This is a genomic window from Duganella vulcania (assembly GCF_009857655.1).
GTDB lineage: Bacteria > Pseudomonadota > Gammaproteobacteria > Burkholderiales > Burkholderiaceae_D > Rugamonas > Rugamonas vulcania.
On record NZ_WWCX01000001.1, the window covers coordinates 96,685 to 117,861 of the forward strand.

Here is a 21,177-nt window from a genome sequence, read left to right on the forward strand (position 1 = left end):
TGTTTCCTCCTGTGACAAGGGGCGGTGTCGATCGAACGCTGCCGGGATCAATAGGATTGCCGGGCCGGTATGACTCCGCGCACGCCACCGCGTGGATTGGCGACGTCGCCGCGATAACGTGGGATCAGATGGATGTGCGCGTGCGGGATCGTCTGGCCCGCCGCCTCGCCGATGTTGACGCCGATGTTGTAGCCATCCGGTGCGTGGCTCTCATCCAACATGGCCTTCGCCCCGGTGAGCAACTGCTGCAGGGCGGCACGCTCTTCATCGCTGATGTCGAAAAAACTGGCGACATGCCGGTTCGGCACCAGCAGCGCGTGAGCGGGTGTGACCGGATTCAAGTCCCAGCGCGCGTGGGCATGGGCGCTGACGAGGAATACCGCTCCGCCGATGGCGCAGAACGGACAAGAGGAATCGGTGGGATCCATGTGCATGCTCCTTCACGATGACATTGTCAGCGGTGACAGGCGGAAGGAATGCAGGGGGGCAATGCGTGTAGCCGACAAACATCCCACAGCACCCGGTCCGGGCGATCTGTAGGCATCATCAGCCATAAAGGCGGTCTAGGGAGAATGCCATCTCCGCAAGACGATATTACCCGCGTCTCGCACGCGAGGCAAGCGATGTTGCTGTGCTAGCCGGCCTGGTCTGTGGACACCGCGCCCAGCACGCCGAATTCAACTGGCAATTTCACAAAGAACAGATGGACCTTTTCCTCCTGCAGCAGAGCGAACAGGCGATCCGCTTCCTCCTCGGTGACCACCATCGTGACCTCCACTGGCTGATCCGCCAGCTCGAAAAAGTGCGCTGCGTGGATGCGCCGATGGGCGCCATACCCCATCGCCCCCATGAATACGGTGGCGCCGCGGATGCCGTGCGACTTTGCCGTCTCAAGCAGCCATTCCCATAGCGCCGCGTGTCCATGACGCTTGTTTTGCTCCAGAAAGAATTCTAGTTGAAAGCCTTTCATGACCGCCCCCAGAATGAGATGAGCCGATTGCCTTGCTAAAGTATAGGAGTCTTTAATCGCTATTGCACATATTGCATGGAATGAGGCAGACTGCAACCGTTACGAACGAAGGAACCATTTATGATGATTTCGATTGCCGTCATCAGCCTCGGTGCGGCGCTTGGCGCCGTCCTGCGGTGGTTCCTGTCGACCCAGCTCAACGGCCTGTTTCCCTCCCTGCCGCCGGGAACCTTGATGGCCAATCTGCTCGGCGGCTACCTGATTGGCATAGCCGTCGCCTATTTTGGAGACCATCCGTCGATCGCTCCCGAAGTCCGGCTGCTGACCGTCACCGGCTTTCTGGGCGGCCTGACCACATTTTCGACGTTTTCGGCCGAGGTCGTATCGCTGCTACGCGACGGTCAGATGTTCTGGGCGTTTGGCGCCATCGCCGCGCACCTGGTCGGATCACTCCTGATGACTTTCCTTGGCATTCTCACGGTCACCGCGCTGCGCTGGCTGTGAGTGGCTGGGGCAGGCGCAATTATTTGTGCCGTTCAATAAAACTTGTTATGATTGCAGCAGCTTGACGGAGATGGCATTCCTCCTTTAACCGCCGCCCGCGTTTGCCGGCAGCTGATGATGCCTACAGTTTTTCCTGGTCATAGGAAGCTGTAGGCGTGCGCACAGCGTTCTTGTTTGACCAGGTTTTTTAGCACAACAACCTGGGCCATATGAAAAACGCAAAACATCCCGAACCTATCGATCTGCTGCCCTACATGGGCAAATGGTCCGCTCTGGCGCTCATTGTCGCCATTCTTGCCGGCAGCGCTTCCGCCGCCTTCCTTTTCACGCTCGATTACGTGACCGCATGGCGCGAGGCCCACGCCTGGATCATCTGGCTGCTGCCGCTGGCCGGCTTTGCCGTGGGCTGGATCTATCTGCACCTGGGCAAGTCCGTCGAAGCCGGCAACAACCTGATCATCGACGAAATTCACGACCCGCAAAAAGTCATTCCCCTGCGGATGGCGCCGCTCGTCCTGGGGGGCACCGTCATCTCCCACCTGTTTGGCGCTTCGGTCGGGCGCGAAGGCACGGCCGTGCAGATGGGCGGCGCACTGGCCGACCAGCTGACACACGTCTTTCGCATGGACCAGTCCCACCGGCGCCTGTTGATCATGGCGGGCATCAGCGCGGGATTTGCATCGGTCTTCGGCACCCCGCTCGCCGGCGCGATATTCGGGCTGGAGGTGCTGGCCATCGGCCGCATGCGCTACGACGCGATCATGCCCTGCATGCTGGCCGCCATCGCCGCCGACCAGGTCGGCCTGGCATGGGGTATCCACCACACCCCGTACTCGGCGGGGTTCATCCCACATATCACGTTTTGGACGCTGGCGGCGACGCTGGCCGCCGGCATGCTGTTTGGGGTCGTCGGCATGCTGTTCGCGAACGCGGCGCACTTCCTGTCGGACTTCATGAAAAAGCACGTCGCCTACGCGCCGCTGCGGCCGTTCATTGGCGGCGCGGTGATCGCCACCGGGGTATGGGCGGTCGGCACGCACCGCTACATCGGCCTGGGCATCCCCACCATCGTCGAATCGTTCGCGCACCAGCTGCCGGCATGGGATTTCGTCGGCAAGATCGCCTTCACGGTCGCCTCGCTGGGCACAGGCTTCAAGGGCGGCGAGGTGACGCCTTTGTTCTACATTGGCGCGACCTTGGGCAATGCCCTGGCGCCGCTGCTGCACATGCCGTTCGCGATGCTGGCCGCGATCGGCTTTGTCGGTGTGTTCGCCGGCGCGGCCAACACGCCGATCGCCTCCACCGTCATGGCGATCGAGCTGTTCGGTTCGGATATCGCCCCCTACGCGGGCCTGGCCTGCGCGGTCAGCTATCTGTTCTCCGGCCACACCGGCATCTATCGCGCGCAGCGCGTCGCCCACGCGAAGCATCACCGCCACATTCCGGAGGGGATGCGCCTGAGCGAATTGCCGCATTACTTGCGGCAGCTGCGTAAGAAGTCCAAGAACGACCATTCAACCAAGTGAGGATTTGACCGCCCATGCAAGATCTAACCGCACTCCGTCTGTATTTTCCGTTGTCCGCGAAAGCGAAGGCCACGCGCTTCTGGCATCGCTTTAGCGCCCCCAATCTTGCCCACCACCTGTTGTCCTTCGCCCGCCGTAGCGGAATCCGGCAGGCCATCCTGCACCATGTCAGCGCTGGCTACCTGCCGGGAGAACGGCTCAGCCATCACCTGCCGGAGGGCAGCTCAATGCGGCATCCGCAATGCCTGGAGCTCATCGATACGGAGGATAAATTGCGCAGCTTCTTGCGCGAACACGCCCACGAGATGCACAAGGTCCACGTCGTCCTGTTCAAATGCGAATTGCCCTTGAACGCCCCACATCACCCGCGCCAACGTCATTGAAAGGATATGCAGATGGACAGTACCCAGCTTGCGCGGCGGCGCCGCACGCTGAACCGGAAATTACTCGGCCTCACCGCGATCAATCTGCTGATTTTCGCTGCATGGGCCGCGTTGCGGGCACATGGCGCACCCAACTCGAACATCGTCATAGGGCTGCTTGTGCTGACCTTGCTGACCTGGACCGGCTTGATCATCGCGTTGGGACGCCGATGCTCTTTTTGGATGCAATTCCAGCGGCACCGGACCTAGCCGCCCGCAGAATTCCCTGTTGAATTTTTTAACCACCACCACCACCACCTTGGAGCGCATTGCATGAATTATCGAATTCTGGTTTCCGCAACCCTGTTAAGCCTCGGCCAGCTGGCATCGGCCTATGCCGCCGACAAGCCACACAATCTGATCCTGTTCGTTCCTGACGGCATGCGATCCCAGATGGTGCGGCCGGATACGGCGCCGGCCATGGCCAGTTTGCGGGACGCGGGCGTGGCCTTCACCAACAGCCACTCCATCTTCCCGACGTTCACCACCGCCAACGCATCTGCGCTGGCCACCGGTCACTACCTCGGCGACACGGGAGACTTCAGCAACACCATCTATACGGGCTATCCCGTCCAAGTCGTGGGGGGCTCGGTGACGCCGTTCCTGGAGAACGACGCGGTGCTGGGCGACGTCGACGAACACTTCGCTGGCGACTACCTGAACCAGGACACCTTGCTCAAGGCGGCGCAACGCAGCGGCTTCAACACGGCCGTGATCGGCAAACTGGGGCCGGCATTGATCTTCGATCACACCGATCGCAGCGGACAGAAAAGCGTGGTCGTCGACGATTCGACCGGCAGCGCGGCGGGCATACCGCTGGCCGATTGGCTCAAGAACGATCTGACTGCGGAAGGGCTTCCTTTGGCGGCGCCATCCCGTGGGCCGAACGGCAGCTCCGGGAACGCGACGACGCCTGGCACGCTGTCGGCCAACCTCGCGCAGCAGCAGTGGTTCGCGGACCTGTTCACCAAAGTGGTTTTGAAGAAATTCAAGCAGGACGACAAGCCGTTTGTGGCGATTTTCTGGTCCAGGGACCCCGATGGAAGCCAGCACAACCAGGGCGATAGCTTGAACCAGCTGACTCCGGGCATCAACGGTCCAACAGCGCTGGCGGGCATCAAGAACGCGGACAACAATTTGCAGCAGATCCGGCAAGCGCTGACGGCGCTGGGCCTCGATGAGACCACGGACATCATCGTCTCTGCCGATCACGGTTTTTCCACGATCTCCAAGCAGAGCGCCAGCAGCCCGGCCGCCAAGGTCCGCTACGCCGACGTGCCGGAAGGCTTCTTGCCGCCCGGATTCCTGGCCAAGGATATCGCGCATGGCCTGAACATGAAATTGTGGGACCCCGATCAGAAAAACGCGCCGGTCATGCCGGAGGCGCATCCGAAATTCGCCAATGGCCTGCTGGGCGACGACCCTGAGCACCCGCAGATCGTCGTGGCGGGCAATGGCGGCTCGGACTTGATCTATCTGCCGGCGAAATTGAGTAAGCAAGCCCGCCGCGCGCTGGCCCAGCGCGTCGTCAACTTCCTGCTGTCGCAGGACTATGTCAGCGGCATCTTTGTCGACACCCATTTCGGCAAGTTCGCGGGAACGCTGACGCTGCAGGACATCAACCTGGAGGGATCGGCCGTCACGCCTATGCCGGCGATGGTGGTCAACTTCAAGTCGCATTCGACCGGATGCGATATGCCCTACACCTGCGGAGCCGAAGTGGCGGACAGCACGCTGCAACAAGGCCAGGGGATGCACGGCAGTTTCAGTCGATCGGACACGTTCAATTTCACAGCGGCGTTTGGACCGGACTTTAAACAGGGCTTCCGCGACACAGCCCCGGTCAGCAACGCGGATGTGGGCAAAACGATCGCCGCCGTGCTGAAGCTCGACATTCCTGATCAGGGAAAATTGGTGGGCCGTGTGCTGACCGAAGCCATGCCGGGCAACGAACTGCCTAAAGTGCAGACGCGGACGATCGTGTCTCGGCCGGCGAAAAACGGTCTGCGCACCATGCTGCGCTATCAGTCCGTGGGCCAGACGCGCTATTTTGATGCCGCAGGGTTCAAGGGGCGTACGCTCGGCCTCGACGATTAAACGAGCTCAGTGCCGGCTGGGCGCAAGCGGGGGGAAGCCTTGCTTGCGCCCAGCCTCATGACCACGAACGCAAGGAGTCTCCATGAACGTCAATTCCAATTGGATCTGGTTCGCGTTGGCATCCGCCTTCTTCGCCGCGCTGACGGCGCTGTTTGGCAAGTTGGGGGTCGCCGGCATCAATTCCAACCTCGCCACCTTGATCCGCACCGTGGTGATTTTGGCTGTCACCGCCGGGATCATCACGCTGCGCGGCGAGTGGCAGAGACCGGCCGCCATCGGTGCCGCAAGTTGGCTGTATCTGGTCTTGTCCGGTGTGGCGACCGGCTTGTCGTGGCTTTGCTACTATCGCGCTCTTCAGCTGGGGCCGGTCTCCAAGGTCGCCCCGATCGACAAACTGAGCGTGGCGCTGGCCATCGTCTTAGGTGTGGTGTTTGTCGGCGAAACCTTGACGTGGCCGGTCGCGTTGGGTGGCGCGCTCATTGTCGCGGGATCGGTCGTCATCATCGCGTTTTGAACGCGGATTCGTGGGCGTTCCGTACGCTCAGCAGAACCAGTGTCCCGGCCAGCATCACGCCTGCCGCGAGACCAAAACTCAGCACCGGCGAAACCGTGCTCCATATGACACCCACGGCCGCGCTGGAGATGAACTTGGCGGCGCCGTTCACCGTGCCGAGTGCCCCGTAGCTGGTTGCCAACGTATCGGATTGCACCATCTCGGCGGTCACGGTGGGTTCCAGCGCTTCCTGGACCGCCACGTACAGTCCGGCGATGAAGAAGATGACGCCCAAGAGCATGATGCTGTGAATGCCGAACCAGAAGGCCAGCGCGGTGAGGATCGCGGTCAGCGCGCCCAGCACGTAGCCCGTAACGAGCACGGACATGTGGCCGACACGGTCGGCCAATGCGCCGATCGGGTACGATGCAGCGACCTGCACGACATTGCGCCAGACATACAGCAGCCCGGCAACTTGCGCTGCGTGCACGACGCCCAGCGATTCTGTCAGCAAGGAGGTCGCCGCCAGAATCAACAAGCTGTGGGAAAAGTCGCCGATGCCAAACAGGCCGACAGCGCCCAGATAGCGCTTGAAGCGGGATGGCAATCCACGCAACGAACGGAAGAACTTGAGGGCCGGGTTGGGCGAGTGCTGCGGGTCTTGCACCAACATCAGGAAGGACAGCACCGCGAGCACGCCAGGAATGACCGACAGCCACAGCACGAATCGGAACGGGCCTGCGGCATCGGGCCACGGCCAGTCCTGGGCCAGGCCCAGCAATGCCACGCCCAGCAGTGGCCCGGCCACTGCGCCGATCGTATCGGTCGCCCGGTGGAAGCCAAACGCGCGCCCACGCGTTTCCGCCGAGACCGCCTGGATCACGATGGCGTCGCGTAGCGGGCCGCGCAAGCCCTTGCCGAACCAGGACACCAGGCGGCCGAGCAACAGCAGCGGCCAGCCGGCTGCCATCGCGATCAGGACCTGGCCTGCCGGCGTGAGGGCGTAGCCGATCAAGACCAGCAGCTTGCGCCGCCCCAGCTTGTCGGCGATGTAGCCGGAAATCATTTTGGTGAAGCTGGCCACCGCGTCCGCGACGCCTTCAATGACGCCAAGCGCGGCGGCGGGGATGCCCAGCACGGCGAGGAAGCCGGGCAGGATCACGGTGGTCGTCTCGTAACAGAAATCCCCCAGCGCGCTGGTGAGACCCGCGCCGACCACGGTGCGGTTGAGCCAGCCTTGCGGCTTTTGCGGTTCTGCGGCGGCGATGGGCGATTCGTTTTTGGTGCTCACTGTGGTGCCTCCTTGATGGCCAATCGAGCAAACGGATCAGCGGCCTCGACATACCGCATGGCTGACTGCACATCGCGCCAACCCACATACTCCATCAGCGTCTTCAAATCCCAGCCGTTGGAGGTTGCCCAATTAGCGAAGCCGCGTCTGAGCGAATGGGCGCTGTACTGGAAGGCCAGTGGTATGCCGGCGGCATCGAACATGGCGCGCAGCAGCGGCACCAGGCTATTAATGTGCAAACCAGTCTCGCTGATGCGGCCCCAGCGGTCGATGCCGCGAAATACGGGCCCCTCCGACAAGTGTGCCACGGCAATCCACGACAGGTATGCCTCCACCGGGCACAGGCTGGCCAGCGCCGGCGCCCGGAACCTGGTGCCCCTGGCCTGGCGGTCGCCCTTGGTCAACGGCAAAAAACACGACATGCCTTGCCCGGCAACGGCATCGACATGCTCGACGCGCAGTTGCGTCAGCTCGTCGCCCCGGAAGCCCCGCCAGAACCCCAACAATAACAGGGCCTTGTCACGCTGGTGGCGAAGCTGCGCCGCGCGATCAGAGACGGCTACGGCGGCGGCAATGGCGGCATCCAGCCAGGCGACCAGGTGACGGATTTGTTCCAGCTGCAGTGGCCGTGCGCGCTTTTCCTGCGCCGGATGCAGCGTCCGGATCCCTTTCAGGACCTGACGTACGACGGGGGACTTGGTCGGGTCCGGAAAACCCTGATCGATATGCCATCGCGCCAGCGCTGCCAGCCGCTGCTGCAGGGTATTTACGGCCAAGGACTCCGCGTAGTGCGCCAGATAGCGGGCGACGCTGTCAGCGGTCGCCGGCAGAAAGCCACCCCATTCGACCTCAAAATGGCGCACTGCGGTTTGGTAGCTGCGGCGCGTGTTGTCGCGCGTAGCAGCTTCGATGTAGGTGTCAATGTCAGTCACGGGTCTCACCTTCCGCGCTCGCTAGGGTTGGGCAAATCCCGCAGCAGGTCGGCCCCTTTGCGTATCTCCCCCGGCGCAAATGCATACCGGAAGCGGTCATCCCGCGCATAGATCTGACGGTGGCCATGCCGGATAATGACGCCGTTGGCCAGCGCCACTTGCTCGGGTGTGGAGTCATGGGTGCCGTGCGGGCCATCGAATGTGCCGACCATCGCGAGCTCGTGCGATATAGGGAACAGCACCTCCGTGCCCTTGAGGCCAAAGCCAGGCGAGTAGAACGGACCGCGATCGCACGCCTCGGTCCAGTACAACGCCACAGGATGGTCGGAGGTGACGAATCCGCCGCTGCCGCTGGCCGCGCGCAGCAATATCCATGACCGTCCGCCAAGTAGCGGCAGGACGGTGTCGACAAGCTGAAGTTCCGTCTCCACATGCCGGGTGGTTGGTACCTCGATGGTGTATTGCTCGCCCTCGACAAATTCGCGCATCGATTCGTATGTCACGTCAGGATCCGGCTGCACCTCACCGGCAAGGACGGCGCCGGCGAGACTGCGCTCGTAGCGCTCCTTGTTCGCCACGGTCAGGCTCATGATCTGTTTGATGACCTGTTCCTGAAAACGGCGCGAGCTTTCCCGCATCCGTGGATTGCGCACGGACAGCAGGGCGATCAGATTGAGGATTAGATTGTGGTCCTCCTGGTCGCCGAACTGCCTGCTTTCGTCCATGTGCAACAGCGCCCGCGCGGCGTGGCCCTCGAAATCGGCATAGCGGGACTCGATGTCATTTGCGTTCACGCCTTCCGCCTCGACCCTGTTGAAGTCGCGGGCAGACGCCACGTTGCGGGGGCTGGTCACAAACGATGCGCGGGTGATCGCATCGACGACAAACAGCTGGGCATTCTTGCTGCGGCTCTTCGCGAACCCCTTCAGGTAGCACTGCGGTATCCAGTGATGATTGCGCGCTTGCGACGCCATGATCGCCTCGTCCGGTCAATTTTGTCTGGCCCATTACTAATTACAGATGGGATCCCGTTCATTTTACGCAGTTTTTGGGCATCATACGTGATAATCTGACATTATCACGCTTTAAAATTTGATTGGAATTCGCAAGAATTACGATCTAAAATGGTATGTAATTATGTATTACGTAAGCCCTTATGAAATTTCGCGGAGATTTTCATGGCCAGAGCTGGACTGTATAAATCGGATGTAAAGAAGGCCCGTGACAGCCTGATAGCCCAGTCCCTGTATCCATCCGTCGACGCCGTCCGCGTGGCGCTGGGGAATACGGGATCGAAGACCACCATTCACAAGTACCTCAAAGAGCTGGACGAGGAAGAAGGTGACGGGACGCGCAAGAGCACAGTCAGCGATGCGCTTCTGGATCTGGTCGAGCGCCTGGCTGCTCGCCTTGAGGAAGAAGCCGACGCGCGGGTGGCCGGCATCGCGGCAGGCTACGCCGACAGGGAAAATAGTCTTGCCGCCGTTGAAGCGCAGCTAAAATTGGAGCTTGGCGCCGCCAAAGATCATGCAAAGCAGCTGGAAGCGGCCGTTCAAGCGGAAGCCGCAGCCCACGCGGCAACCCGCCTGGTCCAGCAGAATGAAGCGATCGCGCGTCACACTGCCGAACAGCAAGTATCCGATCTGAAGGAGCGTCTTGCCGAAAACGAGGCTCATCGGGCCTCCCTCGAGGACAAACATGAGCATGCCAGACTGGCGCTGGAGCATTATCGCCAAGCCGCAAAGGAACAGCGCGAGCAAGAGCAGCGCCGGCACGAACACCAGATCCAGCAGCTGCAGGCCGAACTGCGCCAGGCGCATCAGGTGGCGGCAGCCAAGCAGGAAGACGTAACCAAATTGAACCAGGAAGGCGTCAAGCTGGTGGCGGATCTGTCTCACGCCAAGCAGGCGCTGTACGAAGCCCAGAGGCTCGCTCGTGAGCATGAGGCGAAGCTAGAGAAAATCCCGGCACTAGAGCAGAAACTCCAAGGGGCACAGGAAAAGTCTGCCGATAGCGACGCACGGATCGAGCACCTGACCAATCAGCTGCAGGCGGCCGATTCGCACGCGAAGGAGTTGGCCGGCAAAGTGCGCGAATTAGAACTCGCCTTGGCGTCCGCTCGGGCGACAGCGGATGGGCAGCTGGGACTGGCTGCTGAATTGCGGCGCCTGCTGGATAGCCATGGCAACGCCGATCAGGCGAAAGAGCGGGGCGAAGGTGCAACTTCGGCAAGCAAGGCCGGACAGGGTTCATAGTGGCCAAGAGGCCCGGCCCAAGGGAGCTTGGCTATGACAGAGGTGAAGCTATTGGCACTTTTACTTCACTGAGCGAAAAGCTTTAACAGCATTTTTTCCATTAAAATCATTAGTTTACCTACGTTTCTGCGAAAAAAACCGTAATCCCGGCCGACCCTCCGCCACGATAGACCAGACCTCCGATAGATGACGCGGCCGCCAGAACAAAGCGCAGCAAGGCCCTGCCATTGAGCAAGTGATCGTCGGACAGATTGTGTGCGTGCATAATTCCTCCTTGAATAAATAGAAACCGCGCACAAGACCAGATTGGCTTGTGAAGTGCGGATGGGTTGAATTGACCAACTGGTCAAAGTGGGAACAAAAAAGACGAAGACGGCCCGTCCAACACTGTGAGCAGGTAGCCTGCTACTGCGGGACACGCCAAATGAACTAAGGTTGGAACCTTGCTATTGGGATCGCAACAAACATTGCGCTCTTACGACATGCGCCAGGCAGTGCGGGCGCTAAGTTTTCGCCTCCGGAACGAAGGCCCGATACACAATGCATCGGCGTGCGTCACGCACAGAAAATCAGGTGAAATGGGTAACAAGTAAATTGTGTAAACCGACCAATTTACACAATGTGCCTGCGCTCGACCGGGCGCCTCTGCCGTCGTTCAGACGCGGGCGTGGACAAACAAAACGGGCGAGAATTTGGTTGGACAACTATGCGCTTGGAGCCGCGCTGGCTACGTTATGGTGAACACATCATGCCGTGGGAAGGCCTTGAAGTCAACACGTGGACGTCGCCCCTGTCCGGCTGTCGTTGCTGTCGATAATGTGCGGCTGCGCCGGCACTTGCGCGATGCGCACCAGCACATCGGCAAGGGCAGACGTAGAGGCCGGGCCTATTTGGAGAACTCCTGGATGATCCCGCGCTTCCAGTAGCTTAGCGCATCGACACAGAGCGAAATGCCGGAGGCGAGCGCAAGATCCATTGCCGAGTTCCCCCGCACGTCCAGCCATTCGGCGTCCGCTCCCGCCTCGAGAAGCACAGCCACCATGGCGGCGTCGCCATTGCGCGCGGCGAGCAGCAAGGGCGTCTGCTTTTTGAAGTCGGCAAGGTTGATCAACTTCGGCCATTTCTTGACCACGCGCAGCGCGGCTTCGCGCAGGTTGCGCTCCAACGCATTAGCAATGGGCGCGACTTCCTCGATCGGCCCAATCTGCGGGTGAAGATGCTTTGTCGTGCGACACTGGTAGAGTCCACCCAACCAGGTCATGAGCACGGTTTCGCCCCGCACGTGGCGTAGCCGCTTGTCGCGCAGATCCGCGTTGCGCCCCATCCATGCGTCCAGGCCATCCCAGTCCGCCCTCAGGATGATCTCCATGGTATCGGTGCCTATGATCGCCTCGGTGTGCTTGCGCGCCAAAGGCTCTTCGACGGGTTCGCCTGGGTATGGTGCGTACTGGTTCTCCCAGAAGTACTCGGACACCACGCATGCCGTGTCCTCTAGCGTGGGCAGTTTCCGTTCGTCATCCAGCGAAAGTGCGCCGAATGCGAGCATGTTGCGCATGTAGCCCTCGTAGTTGCCCAGGCTGAAGCCGACGGGCGGGCGCTCAACCAGGAGGGCGAAGGCGTCCCGAGCGATCTCGCCTCGGACCGGGCCATAACTGCGCGCGTGGCACGCTTGGAGTGCAGCATTGAACGACTCGCGCGCGGCCTCGAACTCGTTGATCGCCAGATGATGCTTGGCCTTGTAATTCAACAGCACGGCGCCCCATTCCCCATACGCCGGATTGGACTCGGCCAGCGCGAGCAGTTGCTCGACCTGCTGCCGCATTTCCTTGGGCCGGTCCGCCCGGTCGCAATGAAACAGGGCGTGCAGATGTAGGACGATCGCGCCCAGCGCCTCGCTCGGCGTTCGCGCCAGCTCGCGCGCACGAACGCACGCCATCTCCCTGATGCGCACCGGCAGCTCTGGCGACGGCGCGACTTGATATACCACCCAGTACTCTGTTTGTTGTTGCAACTTCCGGAACGGTGAACCCCATGCCAGCGAAGCGATACACGACTGGACCGCCTCCCTCTCCTTCTCGCAAGCGATAATGCGACGCAATTCGCGTTCAGCGATGCACTTGGCGGACGCCTCGTCGTGCCCGACCAGGTCATCGAGCGGGCCGCCGGGATGCATCGCTGCGAACGCGCGTGAGAGCAACTCGGACAACTCCCGTGCACCGGTTTCACGCCGGGATGGCGCTATCGCCAGAAATATCCCTTCCTTGTCCCAGGGTGTGAGCCGGCTATCGAACCAGACGTCCTGTTCTTGTGGATCATCGCTTTCCTTGGCCGCCTGGATCGTCAGGTTATAGCCAACCTTGAACAGCTCAACGAGCTGCAGAACCTTGTTGCGCACCGGGTCGGCACAGTGTTCGTCGAAATCTTCGCCCAGCAGAAAGCGCCCAAGCCGGCGATATCCATCCTGGACCATGCGCGCAATTATCAGCCGGCGCCTTATGGTCGCCATCGATGGCGCCGACCAACGCTCTTCGGTCAGCTCGACAAAACGCTGGGCGTCGGCGTCCGATGCCTGGTAGGCGAGGATAGCTTCCAGCCGTCCAACTTCGGTGATCGGAATCTCGTCGCGCAACGCTTCGGCATCTAGCCCCTTCGCTTTCACGAAATTGATGGCCCCCTGCAGCCGTTCAGGCAGCGGCAAGTCGGGGGTTGGCCGCAGCGTCCCCTTGAACTCCAGCTTCGCATCGTCCGGGAAGTACTTCTCAATCGTTGAAGCATGTGGCAGCCGCCCTTGGCGCCAGTTGTCGAGCTCGCGCGCCATCGATGCATAGACGTCGATATCCTTCCTGGCGTCGTCTATCCGTTGCTGACGCTCTTGCGCCGCCTTGCCGCCCAGTCCCACCCTCGCCTGCTCCATCGGCGCGCCGAGCAGGTCGCGTAACCAATCGACCACCTGGGCGACCGGCATGATCAGCCGGCGCGCGCCCGCGTCCTCGCGCGCGCCGGGAAGGAACCAGAAACGGCCGCCGGGCATTCCCGTGTCGAGCCGCTCATGCAATGTCCAGAACGCCAGCCTGCGGCCCAGGGCGGGCGCGTAGGAGTGGCCAAACAAGTGCCACAGTATCTGGCGCCGATCGGCGACGTAGGTCCAGGTGTCGAGCTCGACCGACTTGTCAAAAGCTGACCACTCGAGGACGTCGTCCATGGCCTTGAAACGCGCCATCCCCTCGAGCCCGAGCGCGGTAAATATCTCGCCCAGCAGGGCATCGACGCGCTCGAGGTGGTCCGCGAGCGGTTTCTCGAGCCTGGACAGCTTGTTCTTGTCTTTTTGCTCAAATTTCAAACCCAAGCTCTGGTGTACTTCAAGCAACAACTCTTCAAATGTTGGGATCGTGGCCATGTGGATATGTGGAAATTTTGTATTGGAGCGCCATCATCGCGCCGTCTGGGCCAGCCGTCACTGAAACTTCGCTGCCTCCCCCCCTCCCATGTGTCCGGCAACAGGCGTCGAGAGGGGGGGGCTCGAACTTTCTTTTCGTCTTGGCAATATAGGACACACGATACAGCTTCTTTTTTATCCAGGAGCATGTCGTGATCATAGTCCCACCATTCACCTCCACGCCGGCAGGCCAGCTGGTCATCAATTGGCACATCACCGAAGCCTGCAACTACGGTTGCCACTACTGCTATGCCAAATGGGAGAAGCCGGATCGCCAACGGGAACTCGTCCATGATGCGGGGCGCACGAAGGAACTGCTCAAGCGCCTCTACGAGTTCTTTCATCCTGACAACAAGGGCAACCCGTTGCGCCAGCATATGGATTGGGGCTCCGTGCGCTTGAACCTTGCCGGTGGCGAGCCGTTGCTCTATACCAGGCGAGTACTTGAGATGCTGCCCGTCGCCCGCGACATCGGCTTCGATGTCTCCTTGATCACCAATGGCAGCAAGCTGGATTCCGCAATCATGGCCTCGATGGCCACCTCCATCAGCATGCTGGGCCTGAGCATCGATTCGCCGAGCGCGCGCAACAACGAGGAAATTGGGAGAAGCGACCGCCGTGGCCGCCAACTCGACCTTGCCGGCCTCGCCGCCGCGGTGGACCAAGGCCGGCGCAGCAATCCCCGGTTGAGGGTGAAGGTCAACACCGTCGTCAACCAGGTCAACCAGTGGGACGACATGACCAGCGTGATAGAGCGCTTGCGGCCGGAAAAGTGGAAGGTGCTGCGCATGCTGCCTGTGGTCGATGACAGTCTGGCGGTGTCCCAACAAGCATTCAACGACTTCGTGATACGGCATGCGCATCTCGCATCCATTCGTCACGTGGAAGACAACCAAGACATGACGGAGTCCTATTTGATGGTCGACCCAATGGGACGGTTTTTCCAGAACGCGGCCGGCGCCGGCGCCAGGGGGTACCGCTATAGCCAGCCGATCCTGGAAGCCGGGGCGCTGGCGGCATTCGCCGGCATGCGCTTTTCCGCACCCAAATTCCTCTTCCGATACGTGGCGCCGGCCGGAGCGGCACCTGTCCCCTCGCCCGGCGCTATCAGTGCCCCGTTCAACCTGATGGTTGCGGCCCCAGCATGAACTCCACCGCTCCCGATCCAACCGTAGTTGCGGCGCTGGCCACGCGCGCTGGCGCGCCAGCAAGCCGTTGTCGTGGCCCACCCTACCCGCCCGCGTGTCGTCGAGCACGCTCAAGTCATCACCGTTAGGCCGATGGAAAATCGGCGCAAACGGTGCGCGCCTTTCACCCAAGGCAGATGACAGGGCATACCCCCAAACATCATCAGCACGAGGTCAAGCCTTCACACATTCATTTATACTTCCGCAGACTGCGACGACAACCGCGCAGCCGGTATCGCAACCTCCCGCGTACCCCCTTCCAGGTCTATTCCAAGGGCTCCCGCCGGCCGGCGCACGGTCGGTGGGCTCGATCACCAACATGGCGACGTAGGCATGAACGCACTACATGAACTCTGGGATAAACAGCCCACCAAACAATTTGAGCAGTTCGTCGTAAGCAAGGAGTTCGCCGCAACATCGAAGCGCCCGAAGCAAGAGAACGCGCGCCCGCCAGGCGAAGACGCCGTTACAGCGGACCCGCCAAGCGAAGACACCGTTACAGGCCTGCCAGGCGAAGACACCGTTACCGTCTACAAAGCCATGTTCGGAAAATTCGTGCGCTGGATGACCAAACACGACAAGCGCATGTCGACCTTGACGCCGGAGGACATCATCACCTTCGTCACGGCGCGGCAGGGCGACGAACCGACCATCAACAGCAGCATTGAATATCGCTACTTGCGACTGCTGGACCGTTGCTACACCTACCTGAAGATCAGTCCCAGTCCGGCCAGCGTGGCTGGCGGCATCATCTGGCGAAATCAGCAGGTGAAACGTGATGCGGGCATGGTTGCCTTGACACAGGAAGAACAGGAGCGCTTTATCAAGGCACTGCCTGACGCGCCACTGCGGCAATTGCCCAATGGGCTCCCCGCCGGATGGAAGCGGCGCCGCGACCGCGCGATGCAACTGGTGATGCTAACTGGCGGGGTCAAACCTGCCGAAGTGGTCGGGATCCACATCCAGGAGCTCGACCGCACACCCAACACCGAAGGATTCTACAAGCTGAAAATCACGCCGGTGGACAAGCATGAAACGAGCTACAAGCATGAGGCGCTGCTGCCCGGGTTTGCAGCGGACGAGGTGTTCTCGTGGCTGATGGAACGCACTGGCCTGCAAATCCCGGGGGATCTGCTTTTCCCCGGCAAGCTCAATGGCAGCAAGCTCGATCCGTCGACGGTGTACCGACAGGTGAACCAGACGTTCAAGCGCGCGGGTATCAACGCGACCCGCACAGGCGGGCGCACGCTGCGCAACACCTATGCCCGGGACGAGCTGGACAAAGGAACGCCTGTTACCGAACTGACGAAGCGCCTAGGACTGGCGCTGGAGCGCTCAACACTGCGCTACAAGCAAAGGGCGACCAACGCCAAGGAGACCGGCACTTGAAGCTCTCGCACATAACAGCCATCTTAAGCGGTGCTGGCCTGCCAACCCTGTCCGCCGAGCAGCTGCGCCGCATCGCTGGTAGCCAGTACGGGAAGAACTTCCAACACATGCTACTCGACGTCGAAGCAGGCTATAGCCAGAGGGCCGAGGATCTCTCACGCCTAATCACGGCGGTGCTAGAAGTGCCTGCAGCCGTCCCCCAGGCGACGTCAGCAGTCAAGCCAGAGTTGGCGGCGCCACCGTATTATTCCTTCCCCATCCACTGCAAAACAGGGGCCCTGTGCGTGTCCGAGGCGAAAACGAAAACGCAGGGTATGCACACGATACAAATCGAAGGCGCGCCGGCGACGCTTTGCAATGGAAGGCGAGTGGTGGCGTGGGACCAAAAAATCACAGTCCAGCTCACACCAGATGAAACACTGCTCATGCTCGCGCTTTTCGAAGACGAGCTTGAGGAATTGGACCTCAAGGGCCATGGCTACAAGCACGACAAGGTCATCAGTTTCAAGAACCAACGTGACAAAGGGAGTTACCTGGTCAAGGTCGTGCAGGCGGCCAAGCCCGCTATCAACGTCCCTGTCGACGGTGCGCAGTCCATGCGCTTTATTTCGCTGGGATACCAGCAACTACAACGTAATTCCCCGCACCTCGATGTGGGGATGATCAAGGGTCAGCTGCGCAAGGTGGCCGGCATGCATAAAGCCGCCACCCACGCTTGATTGATCCGATCTGAAGAAAAACTAGACATCCTATCCGCTACAAATCCGTGACCGGGGGCCGCAAGTTCATCAACGATGCAGCCCCCGACACTGCTTACTTTTTCTTGGTGTTGGCGCCTGCGTTGGATGCGACAGCGGTGCCAAAGAAGCTTGGCCAGTCGACCTTGGCGTCCAGCGACGAGATCTCGTTCCAGCCCGGCTCGTAGTCGCCGTCTTTCAGATCAGGCAGGGACTTCTGAATCGCCTTCTTCAACTCGCCGACCTCGCCGATCTTGGCGCCAGTGAAGGCGCGCGTCACCAGAACGTTCTGCACAGCGACCAGGTTGGTATTGTAAATCCCGACGTTTTTGTAACTGACTTGGCGGATGGCATAGGGGCTGCCGATGGGCATGTCGAACCCAACCAGGGTCAGGCCTTGGCTTTGCGTCAGCTTCGTGATGGGGCCGGCTGGCCAACCTGCAACGGTGAACGCCGCCATTACCTCACCGGACTTGACCTTCTTGAAGGCCTCCTCGTCCGTCGGCACGTCGATGTACTGCATCTTCAAGTTCAGCAGCTTGTCGATTTGACGCACCATCAGCTGGGCCGAGCCCACCAGCGCGACCGATTTGTCATGCAGGTCGGACAGCTTGGAAATCTGGACATGCGTAACGTCGCCCTTCATCACGCCCCATTTTTTCGGGCCTTGGAAATCGATGCCGTTGGCGGCCACGACGATGTGCAGGAAGTTGCTGTTGAGGGTCGCGACAACCTGCAGCGCCGCGATGTTAGGATCGCCTTCCGCCATTTTCTTCAGCGTGTCGACCGACACGAAGCCGACGTCGGCCTTCTTGGTGCTCAGGATGTCCAGATTGTCCAGACCACCCTCGCTGTTTACCTCGCACAGCTTCAGTTGGCCGCCGGTAGCCTTCACCAGATCTGCATACAGCTTCGAATAGCCCTTGCCAGCCTTGCCAGTGGCGACCTTCAGACCTTCGCAACCAGCCGATGGGCCGCCGTCGACCTTGGCTGCGTTCGCCAGCGACATGGCCAGCACCAGTACTGCGGACAGAGCGAACTTGATTTTCATGATGTTTCCTTTGGTTGGACGATTACAGGTTGAAGTTTTTGTTTGCCGGTTGAGAAGTCGGCTGTTGCATAGCCTTGGAAGCGTTGTCGTCAGTGGTATTCCCACCTGCCACGGCGAACGCCACCAGCAGAATAACGACGAGCGCCGTGCCCCCCCAGCGGATGCATTTCCAGAACATGGATTACCCCCCTACTTTCTCGGCCGCCGGCAGGCGGACGTTCATCAGGTCAATGGTCATACCATCGTTGAACGACAGCTTCTCAGCGGAATTGAGCTTGGCGCCTTCCAGCTCCAGATCCGCAAAGACGCGGTTGAAGTTGTCACGCACACTGTCGAAGGCTTCGCCGGCGAGCATCTCGTTGAGCACATCTTCGCCAGACGTTGAATTGAGTGACTTGATCGCCGCCTGGCCAGCTTGGCCAAACTTGAATTTGAATTTCTGGTCGTCGATGACCTCATCGAGCTGCCGCAACGCCTCTTCGCCTTTTTTGTATTTCACGACCAGGGCTTGATGCGCCGCTCGCATCTGCTGAACTGCACGCTCCTGCTGGCTCGCGTCGTAGTCTGGCTTGGCCTTTTTACGGTCGTCGATCATCTCACTCATGCTTTGCACTTGAGCACCGATGGCGCCGACAGCCTCCTTGAACGCAGCGAGATACTTCGCCTTAGACAATCGATAGTTCTGCAACTGCTCAATCGGATTGGCGCGCGCTTCGCTCTTGCGCGCAGCGAGCAGCCGATTCTCGAGTTTTTGCCCCAACAGCGGCAGGGCCTGAAACGCGCCGACGAATAGGCAACCAATCCCGCCCAACGCAAGCAAGCCCAATCCCGAGGCTAAGGCACCGAGCACGACCGTTTTGAGGAGTGCCAACACGGCCACCACCCCTACACCGGCCGCCACTCGCAAACCCAGTATCCGGTTTGCACCGACTTGGGAAACAGCAGTTTTCTCCATTCTCAACTCCACTTCCTAGAGGTTAATTGGACCAAATTGATGCAGCTCATTAAATGCTTGCGGCCGCCGGCGATAAGCCTCACCAGCCGATCGAGTAAGTGACGACGTTCAATACCGTTTCCGCCAACATCCAAATCACTGACATTTCGCATTGGAAAGATGTTAAAACGACAGTAACATGCAGCTCCGGCCGCTGGCGCCATGTGAAGTGGCCATTTTGGTCATCTCACGGCATTTTTTACGGACAGCCGTGATCGCCCCCAATCCAACACAAGAGCCTGCAGACTATGGAATGACTACCCCATGTTCAACGCAGCCGCCACAACTGATGCCGCCGCCTGCGTCCGCACCACAACATGCCAACATGCCAGTGAAGCGGAAGACAGGTTCTCAAATTTGGCAGACGAATTCCAATTACCGCGCAGCTTAATGACGCAACAGTGCGAACGGCACATGGTCCGAACAAAATGCAAACCGAGGCGAGACTTAGGATGGGCGGGGCGATGGGATGGGAGACGTTTGTCAGGTACGTCAGGGAGGGGCCTTATCGCATTGCGATCAGGCTGACTGCACTCAAGGGCGGTATTCGCGTGATTGTGCCCCAGCGAGTGGTGTATGAAGTTGGCGCTAAGTTTGGCGCCAAGGCTTGAGCAATGATGAGATGGCCATCGTGATTCATGAGTAGGTTGGGGTTACCAGACCTTAACCACTCAGAGGTAACCACGATGACCACGCCCACTACTATGGCATTGACGGAGCTCGCCGCAAAGGGTTCTGATGCCGATTTCATCAAACAAACACTTCAATTTGCCCTGCAAAGGCTGATGGAGATGGATGTCGAAGCGTTGTGCCAGGCCGCCTACGGCGAGCGCAGCGAGGAACGCATTAACAGCCGCAACGGCTACCGTGAACGCGCGTGGGAGACGCGGGCCGGCACGGTCGACCTGAAGATCCCGAAGCTGCGCAGCGGCAGCTATTTCCCCGGCTTTCTGGAACCTCGTCGCACCGCCGAGAAGGCGCTGACGGCGGTCATCCAGGAAGCCTACATCCAAGGCATCTCGACGCGCTCGGTGGATGATCTGGTCAAAGCAATGGGCATGAGCGGCGTCTCCAAAAGCCAGGTTTCACGGCTGTGTGGAGAGATCGATGAGCGTGTGAAGGAGTTTTTGCAACGTCCACTTGAAGGTGACTGGCCCTATCTCTGGATCGACGCGACCTACGTCAAGACACGCCAGAACGGCAGAGTGGTGTCGGTCGCCGTAATAATCGCCGTCGCCGTCAACACCGAGGGCGTGCGGGAGATTATCGGCGTGGCCACCGGCGCTTCCGAAGCCGAGCCATTCTGGACGGAGTTCCTGCGCGGTTTGACGCGCCGCGGCCTGCGCGGCGTGAAGCTGGTGATCTCCGATGCCCATGAGGGGCTGAAGGCGGCCATCGCCAAAGTCCTGACGGCGAGTTGGCAGCGTTGCCGGGTGCATTTTGTGCGTAACGCCCTGGTCCACGCCAACAAGGGGCAGCGCCAAGCGCTGCTGGCCCTGATCAACACCATCTTCGCGCAGGAAACGGCGGAGGCGGCCAGCGCACAGTGGCGCATCGTCACCGACCAGTTGCGGGCCAAATTCCCAAAACTGGCCGACATGATGGACGCGGCCGAGCATGACGTGCTGGCCTACATGGCCTTCCCGAGCGCCCACCGGGTCCAGCTACGCAGCACCAATCCACTGGAGCGCTTGAATGCCGAGGTCAAACGGCGCACCAACGTCGTGGGCATCTTCCCCAACGAGCGCGCCATCATCCGTCTCGTAGGGGCTATGATGCTGGAGCAGAACGACGAATGGTCCTTGCAACGGCGCTACATGCAGCTGGAGGGCCTGCAGTCCTTGAGCGACCAGCCGGCACGGCTATCGGCCGTGATCAGCTGAGCGGGAACCC

The 21,177-nt window shown here is 60.5% G+C and carries 20 protein-coding genes and 2 riboswitches; of the genes, 11 read left to right on the forward strand and 9 right to left on the reverse strand.

The window, feature by feature from the left end:
* Positions 1 to 47: 47 nt before the first annotated feature.
* Together GTP90_RS00405 and GTP90_RS00410 are read right to left on the reverse strand one after the other, a co-directional pair.
* Positions 48 to 428 carry an HIT family protein gene (locus GTP90_RS00405; protein ID WP_161081589.1) on the reverse strand — a complete coding sequence of 127 codons (381 nt, stop codon included), beginning with the start codon at positions 426 to 428 and terminating at the stop codon, positions 48 to 50.
* A gap of 102 nt (positions 429 to 530) precedes the next feature.
* Positions 531 to 592: riboswitch (Fluoride riboswitch) on the reverse strand.
* A 42-nt stretch (positions 593 to 634) separates the two neighbouring features.
* Positions 635 to 970: a DUF190 domain-containing protein gene (locus GTP90_RS00410; RefSeq protein WP_161081590.1), complete on the reverse strand. Its 336-nt coding sequence runs from the start codon at positions 968 to 970 to the stop codon at positions 635 to 637.
* Positions 971 to 1,090: 120 nt separating this feature from the next.
* Here GTP90_RS00410 and crcB point away from each other — a divergent pair, with 120 nt between their 5' ends.
* From crcB to GTP90_RS00440, 6 genes are all read left to right on the forward strand, one after another.
* Positions 1,091 to 1,474: a fluoride efflux transporter CrcB gene (gene crcB / locus GTP90_RS00415; protein ID WP_161081591.1), complete on the forward strand. Its 384-nt coding sequence runs from the start codon at positions 1,091 to 1,093 to the stop codon at positions 1,472 to 1,474.
* Positions 1,475 to 1,531: 57 nt separating this feature from the next.
* Positions 1,532 to 1,605, forward strand: a riboswitch (Fluoride riboswitch).
* A 78-nt stretch (positions 1,606 to 1,683) separates the two neighbouring features.
* On the forward strand, positions 1,684 to 3,000 hold the full coding sequence (locus GTP90_RS00420; RefSeq protein WP_161081592.1) for a voltage-gated chloride channel family protein: 1,317 nt from the start codon (positions 1,684 to 1,686) through the stop codon (positions 2,998 to 3,000).
* A gap of 14 nt (positions 3,001 to 3,014) precedes the next feature.
* Complete coding sequence (locus GTP90_RS00425; protein ID WP_161081593.1) at positions 3,015 to 3,383, forward strand: DUF190 domain-containing protein; 369 nt, start codon at positions 3,015 to 3,017, stop codon at positions 3,381 to 3,383.
* 12 nt (positions 3,384 to 3,395) lie between these two features.
* Positions 3,396 to 3,632, forward strand: coding sequence for a hypothetical protein (locus tag GTP90_RS00430; protein ID WP_161081594.1), 237 nt, complete (start codon positions 3,396 to 3,398; stop codon positions 3,630 to 3,632).
* Positions 3,633 to 3,695: 63 nt separating this feature from the next.
* Positions 3,696 to 5,519 (forward strand): alkaline phosphatase family protein, encoded by a 1,824-nt coding sequence (locus GTP90_RS00435; protein WP_161081595.1) that lies wholly within the window; start codon positions 3,696 to 3,698, stop codon positions 5,517 to 5,519.
* A gap of 82 nt (positions 5,520 to 5,601) precedes the next feature.
* On the forward strand, positions 5,602 to 6,033 hold the full coding sequence (locus tag GTP90_RS00440) for an EamA family transporter (protein ID WP_161081596.1): 432 nt from the start codon (positions 5,602 to 5,604) through the stop codon (positions 6,031 to 6,033).
* On the opposite strand, the gene GTP90_RS00445 is transcribed toward GTP90_RS00440, so the two are convergent.
* The 3 genes from GTP90_RS00445 to GTP90_RS00455 are packed head-to-tail and all read right to left on the reverse strand — an operon-like array spanning position 6,020 to position 9,209.
* The gene (locus GTP90_RS00445) at positions 6,020 to 7,303 is read right to left on the reverse strand and encodes an MFS transporter (protein ID WP_161081597.1); all 1,284 of its coding nucleotides are present in this window, start codon (positions 7,301 to 7,303) and stop codon (positions 6,020 to 6,022) included. The two genes, GTP90_RS00440 and GTP90_RS00445, sit on opposite strands and share 14 nt — an antisense overlap.
* Complete coding sequence (locus tag GTP90_RS36750) at positions 7,300 to 8,235, reverse strand: site-specific integrase (protein WP_161081598.1); 936 nt, start codon at positions 8,233 to 8,235, stop codon at positions 7,300 to 7,302. Before GTP90_RS36750 ends, GTP90_RS00445 begins: the two co-directional genes overlap by 4 nt.
* A gap of 5 nt (positions 8,236 to 8,240) precedes the next feature.
* Positions 8,241 to 9,209 carry a DUF4238 domain-containing protein gene (locus GTP90_RS00455; protein WP_161081599.1) on the reverse strand — a complete coding sequence of 323 codons (969 nt, stop codon included), beginning with the start codon at positions 9,207 to 9,209 and terminating at the stop codon, positions 8,241 to 8,243.
* 204 nt (positions 9,210 to 9,413) lie between these two features.
* Between GTP90_RS00455 and GTP90_RS00460 the strand changes: the two genes are divergently transcribed.
* Positions 9,414 to 10,490 (forward strand): DNA-binding protein, encoded by a 1,077-nt coding sequence (locus GTP90_RS00460; RefSeq protein ID WP_161081600.1) that lies wholly within the window; start codon positions 9,414 to 9,416, stop codon positions 10,488 to 10,490.
* An 886-nt stretch (positions 10,491 to 11,376) separates the two neighbouring features.
* Here the strand turns inward: GTP90_RS00460 and GTP90_RS00465 are convergent.
* Positions 11,377 to 13,887, reverse strand: coding sequence for an ankyrin repeat domain-containing protein (locus GTP90_RS00465; protein WP_161081601.1), 2,511 nt, complete (start codon positions 13,885 to 13,887; stop codon positions 11,377 to 11,379).
* 191 nt (positions 13,888 to 14,078) lie between these two features.
* On the opposite strand from GTP90_RS00465, the gene GTP90_RS00470 reads away from it, so the two are divergent.
* The 3 genes from GTP90_RS00470 to GTP90_RS00480 all read left to right on the forward strand — a co-directional run bounded on the left by GTP90_RS00470 (position 14,079) and on the right by GTP90_RS00480 (position 17,221).
* Positions 14,079 to 15,074: a viperin family antiviral radical SAM protein gene (locus tag GTP90_RS00470; RefSeq protein WP_217431918.1), complete on the forward strand. Its 996-nt coding sequence runs from the start codon at positions 14,079 to 14,081 to the stop codon at positions 15,072 to 15,074.
* A gap of 372 nt (positions 15,075 to 15,446) precedes the next feature.
* Positions 15,447 to 16,502, forward strand: coding sequence for a tyrosine-type recombinase/integrase (locus GTP90_RS00475; protein WP_161081602.1), 1,056 nt, complete (start codon positions 15,447 to 15,449; stop codon positions 16,500 to 16,502).
* Positions 16,499 to 17,221, forward strand: coding sequence for a hypothetical protein (locus GTP90_RS00480; protein WP_161081603.1), 723 nt, complete (start codon positions 16,499 to 16,501; stop codon positions 17,219 to 17,221). Before GTP90_RS00475 ends, GTP90_RS00480 begins: the two co-directional genes overlap by 4 nt.
* 94 nt (positions 17,222 to 17,315) lie before the next feature.
* On the opposite strand, the gene GTP90_RS00485 is transcribed toward GTP90_RS00480, so the two are convergent.
* The 3 genes from GTP90_RS00485 to GTP90_RS00495 are packed head-to-tail and all read right to left on the reverse strand — an operon-like array spanning position 17,316 to position 19,245.
* Complete coding sequence (locus GTP90_RS00485) at positions 17,316 to 18,290, reverse strand: TAXI family TRAP transporter solute-binding subunit (RefSeq protein ID WP_161081604.1); 975 nt, start codon at positions 18,288 to 18,290, stop codon at positions 17,316 to 17,318.
* A gap of 22 nt (positions 18,291 to 18,312) precedes the next feature.
* Positions 18,313 to 18,468 carry a hypothetical protein gene (locus GTP90_RS00490; RefSeq protein ID WP_161081605.1) on the reverse strand — a complete coding sequence of 52 codons (156 nt, stop codon included), beginning with the start codon at positions 18,466 to 18,468 and terminating at the stop codon, positions 18,313 to 18,315.
* A 3-nt stretch (positions 18,469 to 18,471) separates the two neighbouring features.
* Positions 18,472 to 19,245, reverse strand: a complete 774-nt coding sequence (locus GTP90_RS00495; protein ID WP_161081606.1) for a hypothetical protein — start codon at positions 19,243 to 19,245, stop codon at positions 18,472 to 18,474.
* Positions 19,246 to 19,970: 725 nt separating this feature from the next.
* Between GTP90_RS00495 and GTP90_RS00500 the strand changes: the two genes are divergently transcribed.
* Positions 19,971 to 21,167: an IS256 family transposase gene (locus tag GTP90_RS00500; RefSeq protein WP_161081607.1), complete on the forward strand. Its 1,197-nt coding sequence runs from the start codon at positions 19,971 to 19,973 to the stop codon at positions 21,165 to 21,167.
* The last annotated feature ends 10 nt before the right edge of the window (positions 21,168 to 21,177 follow it).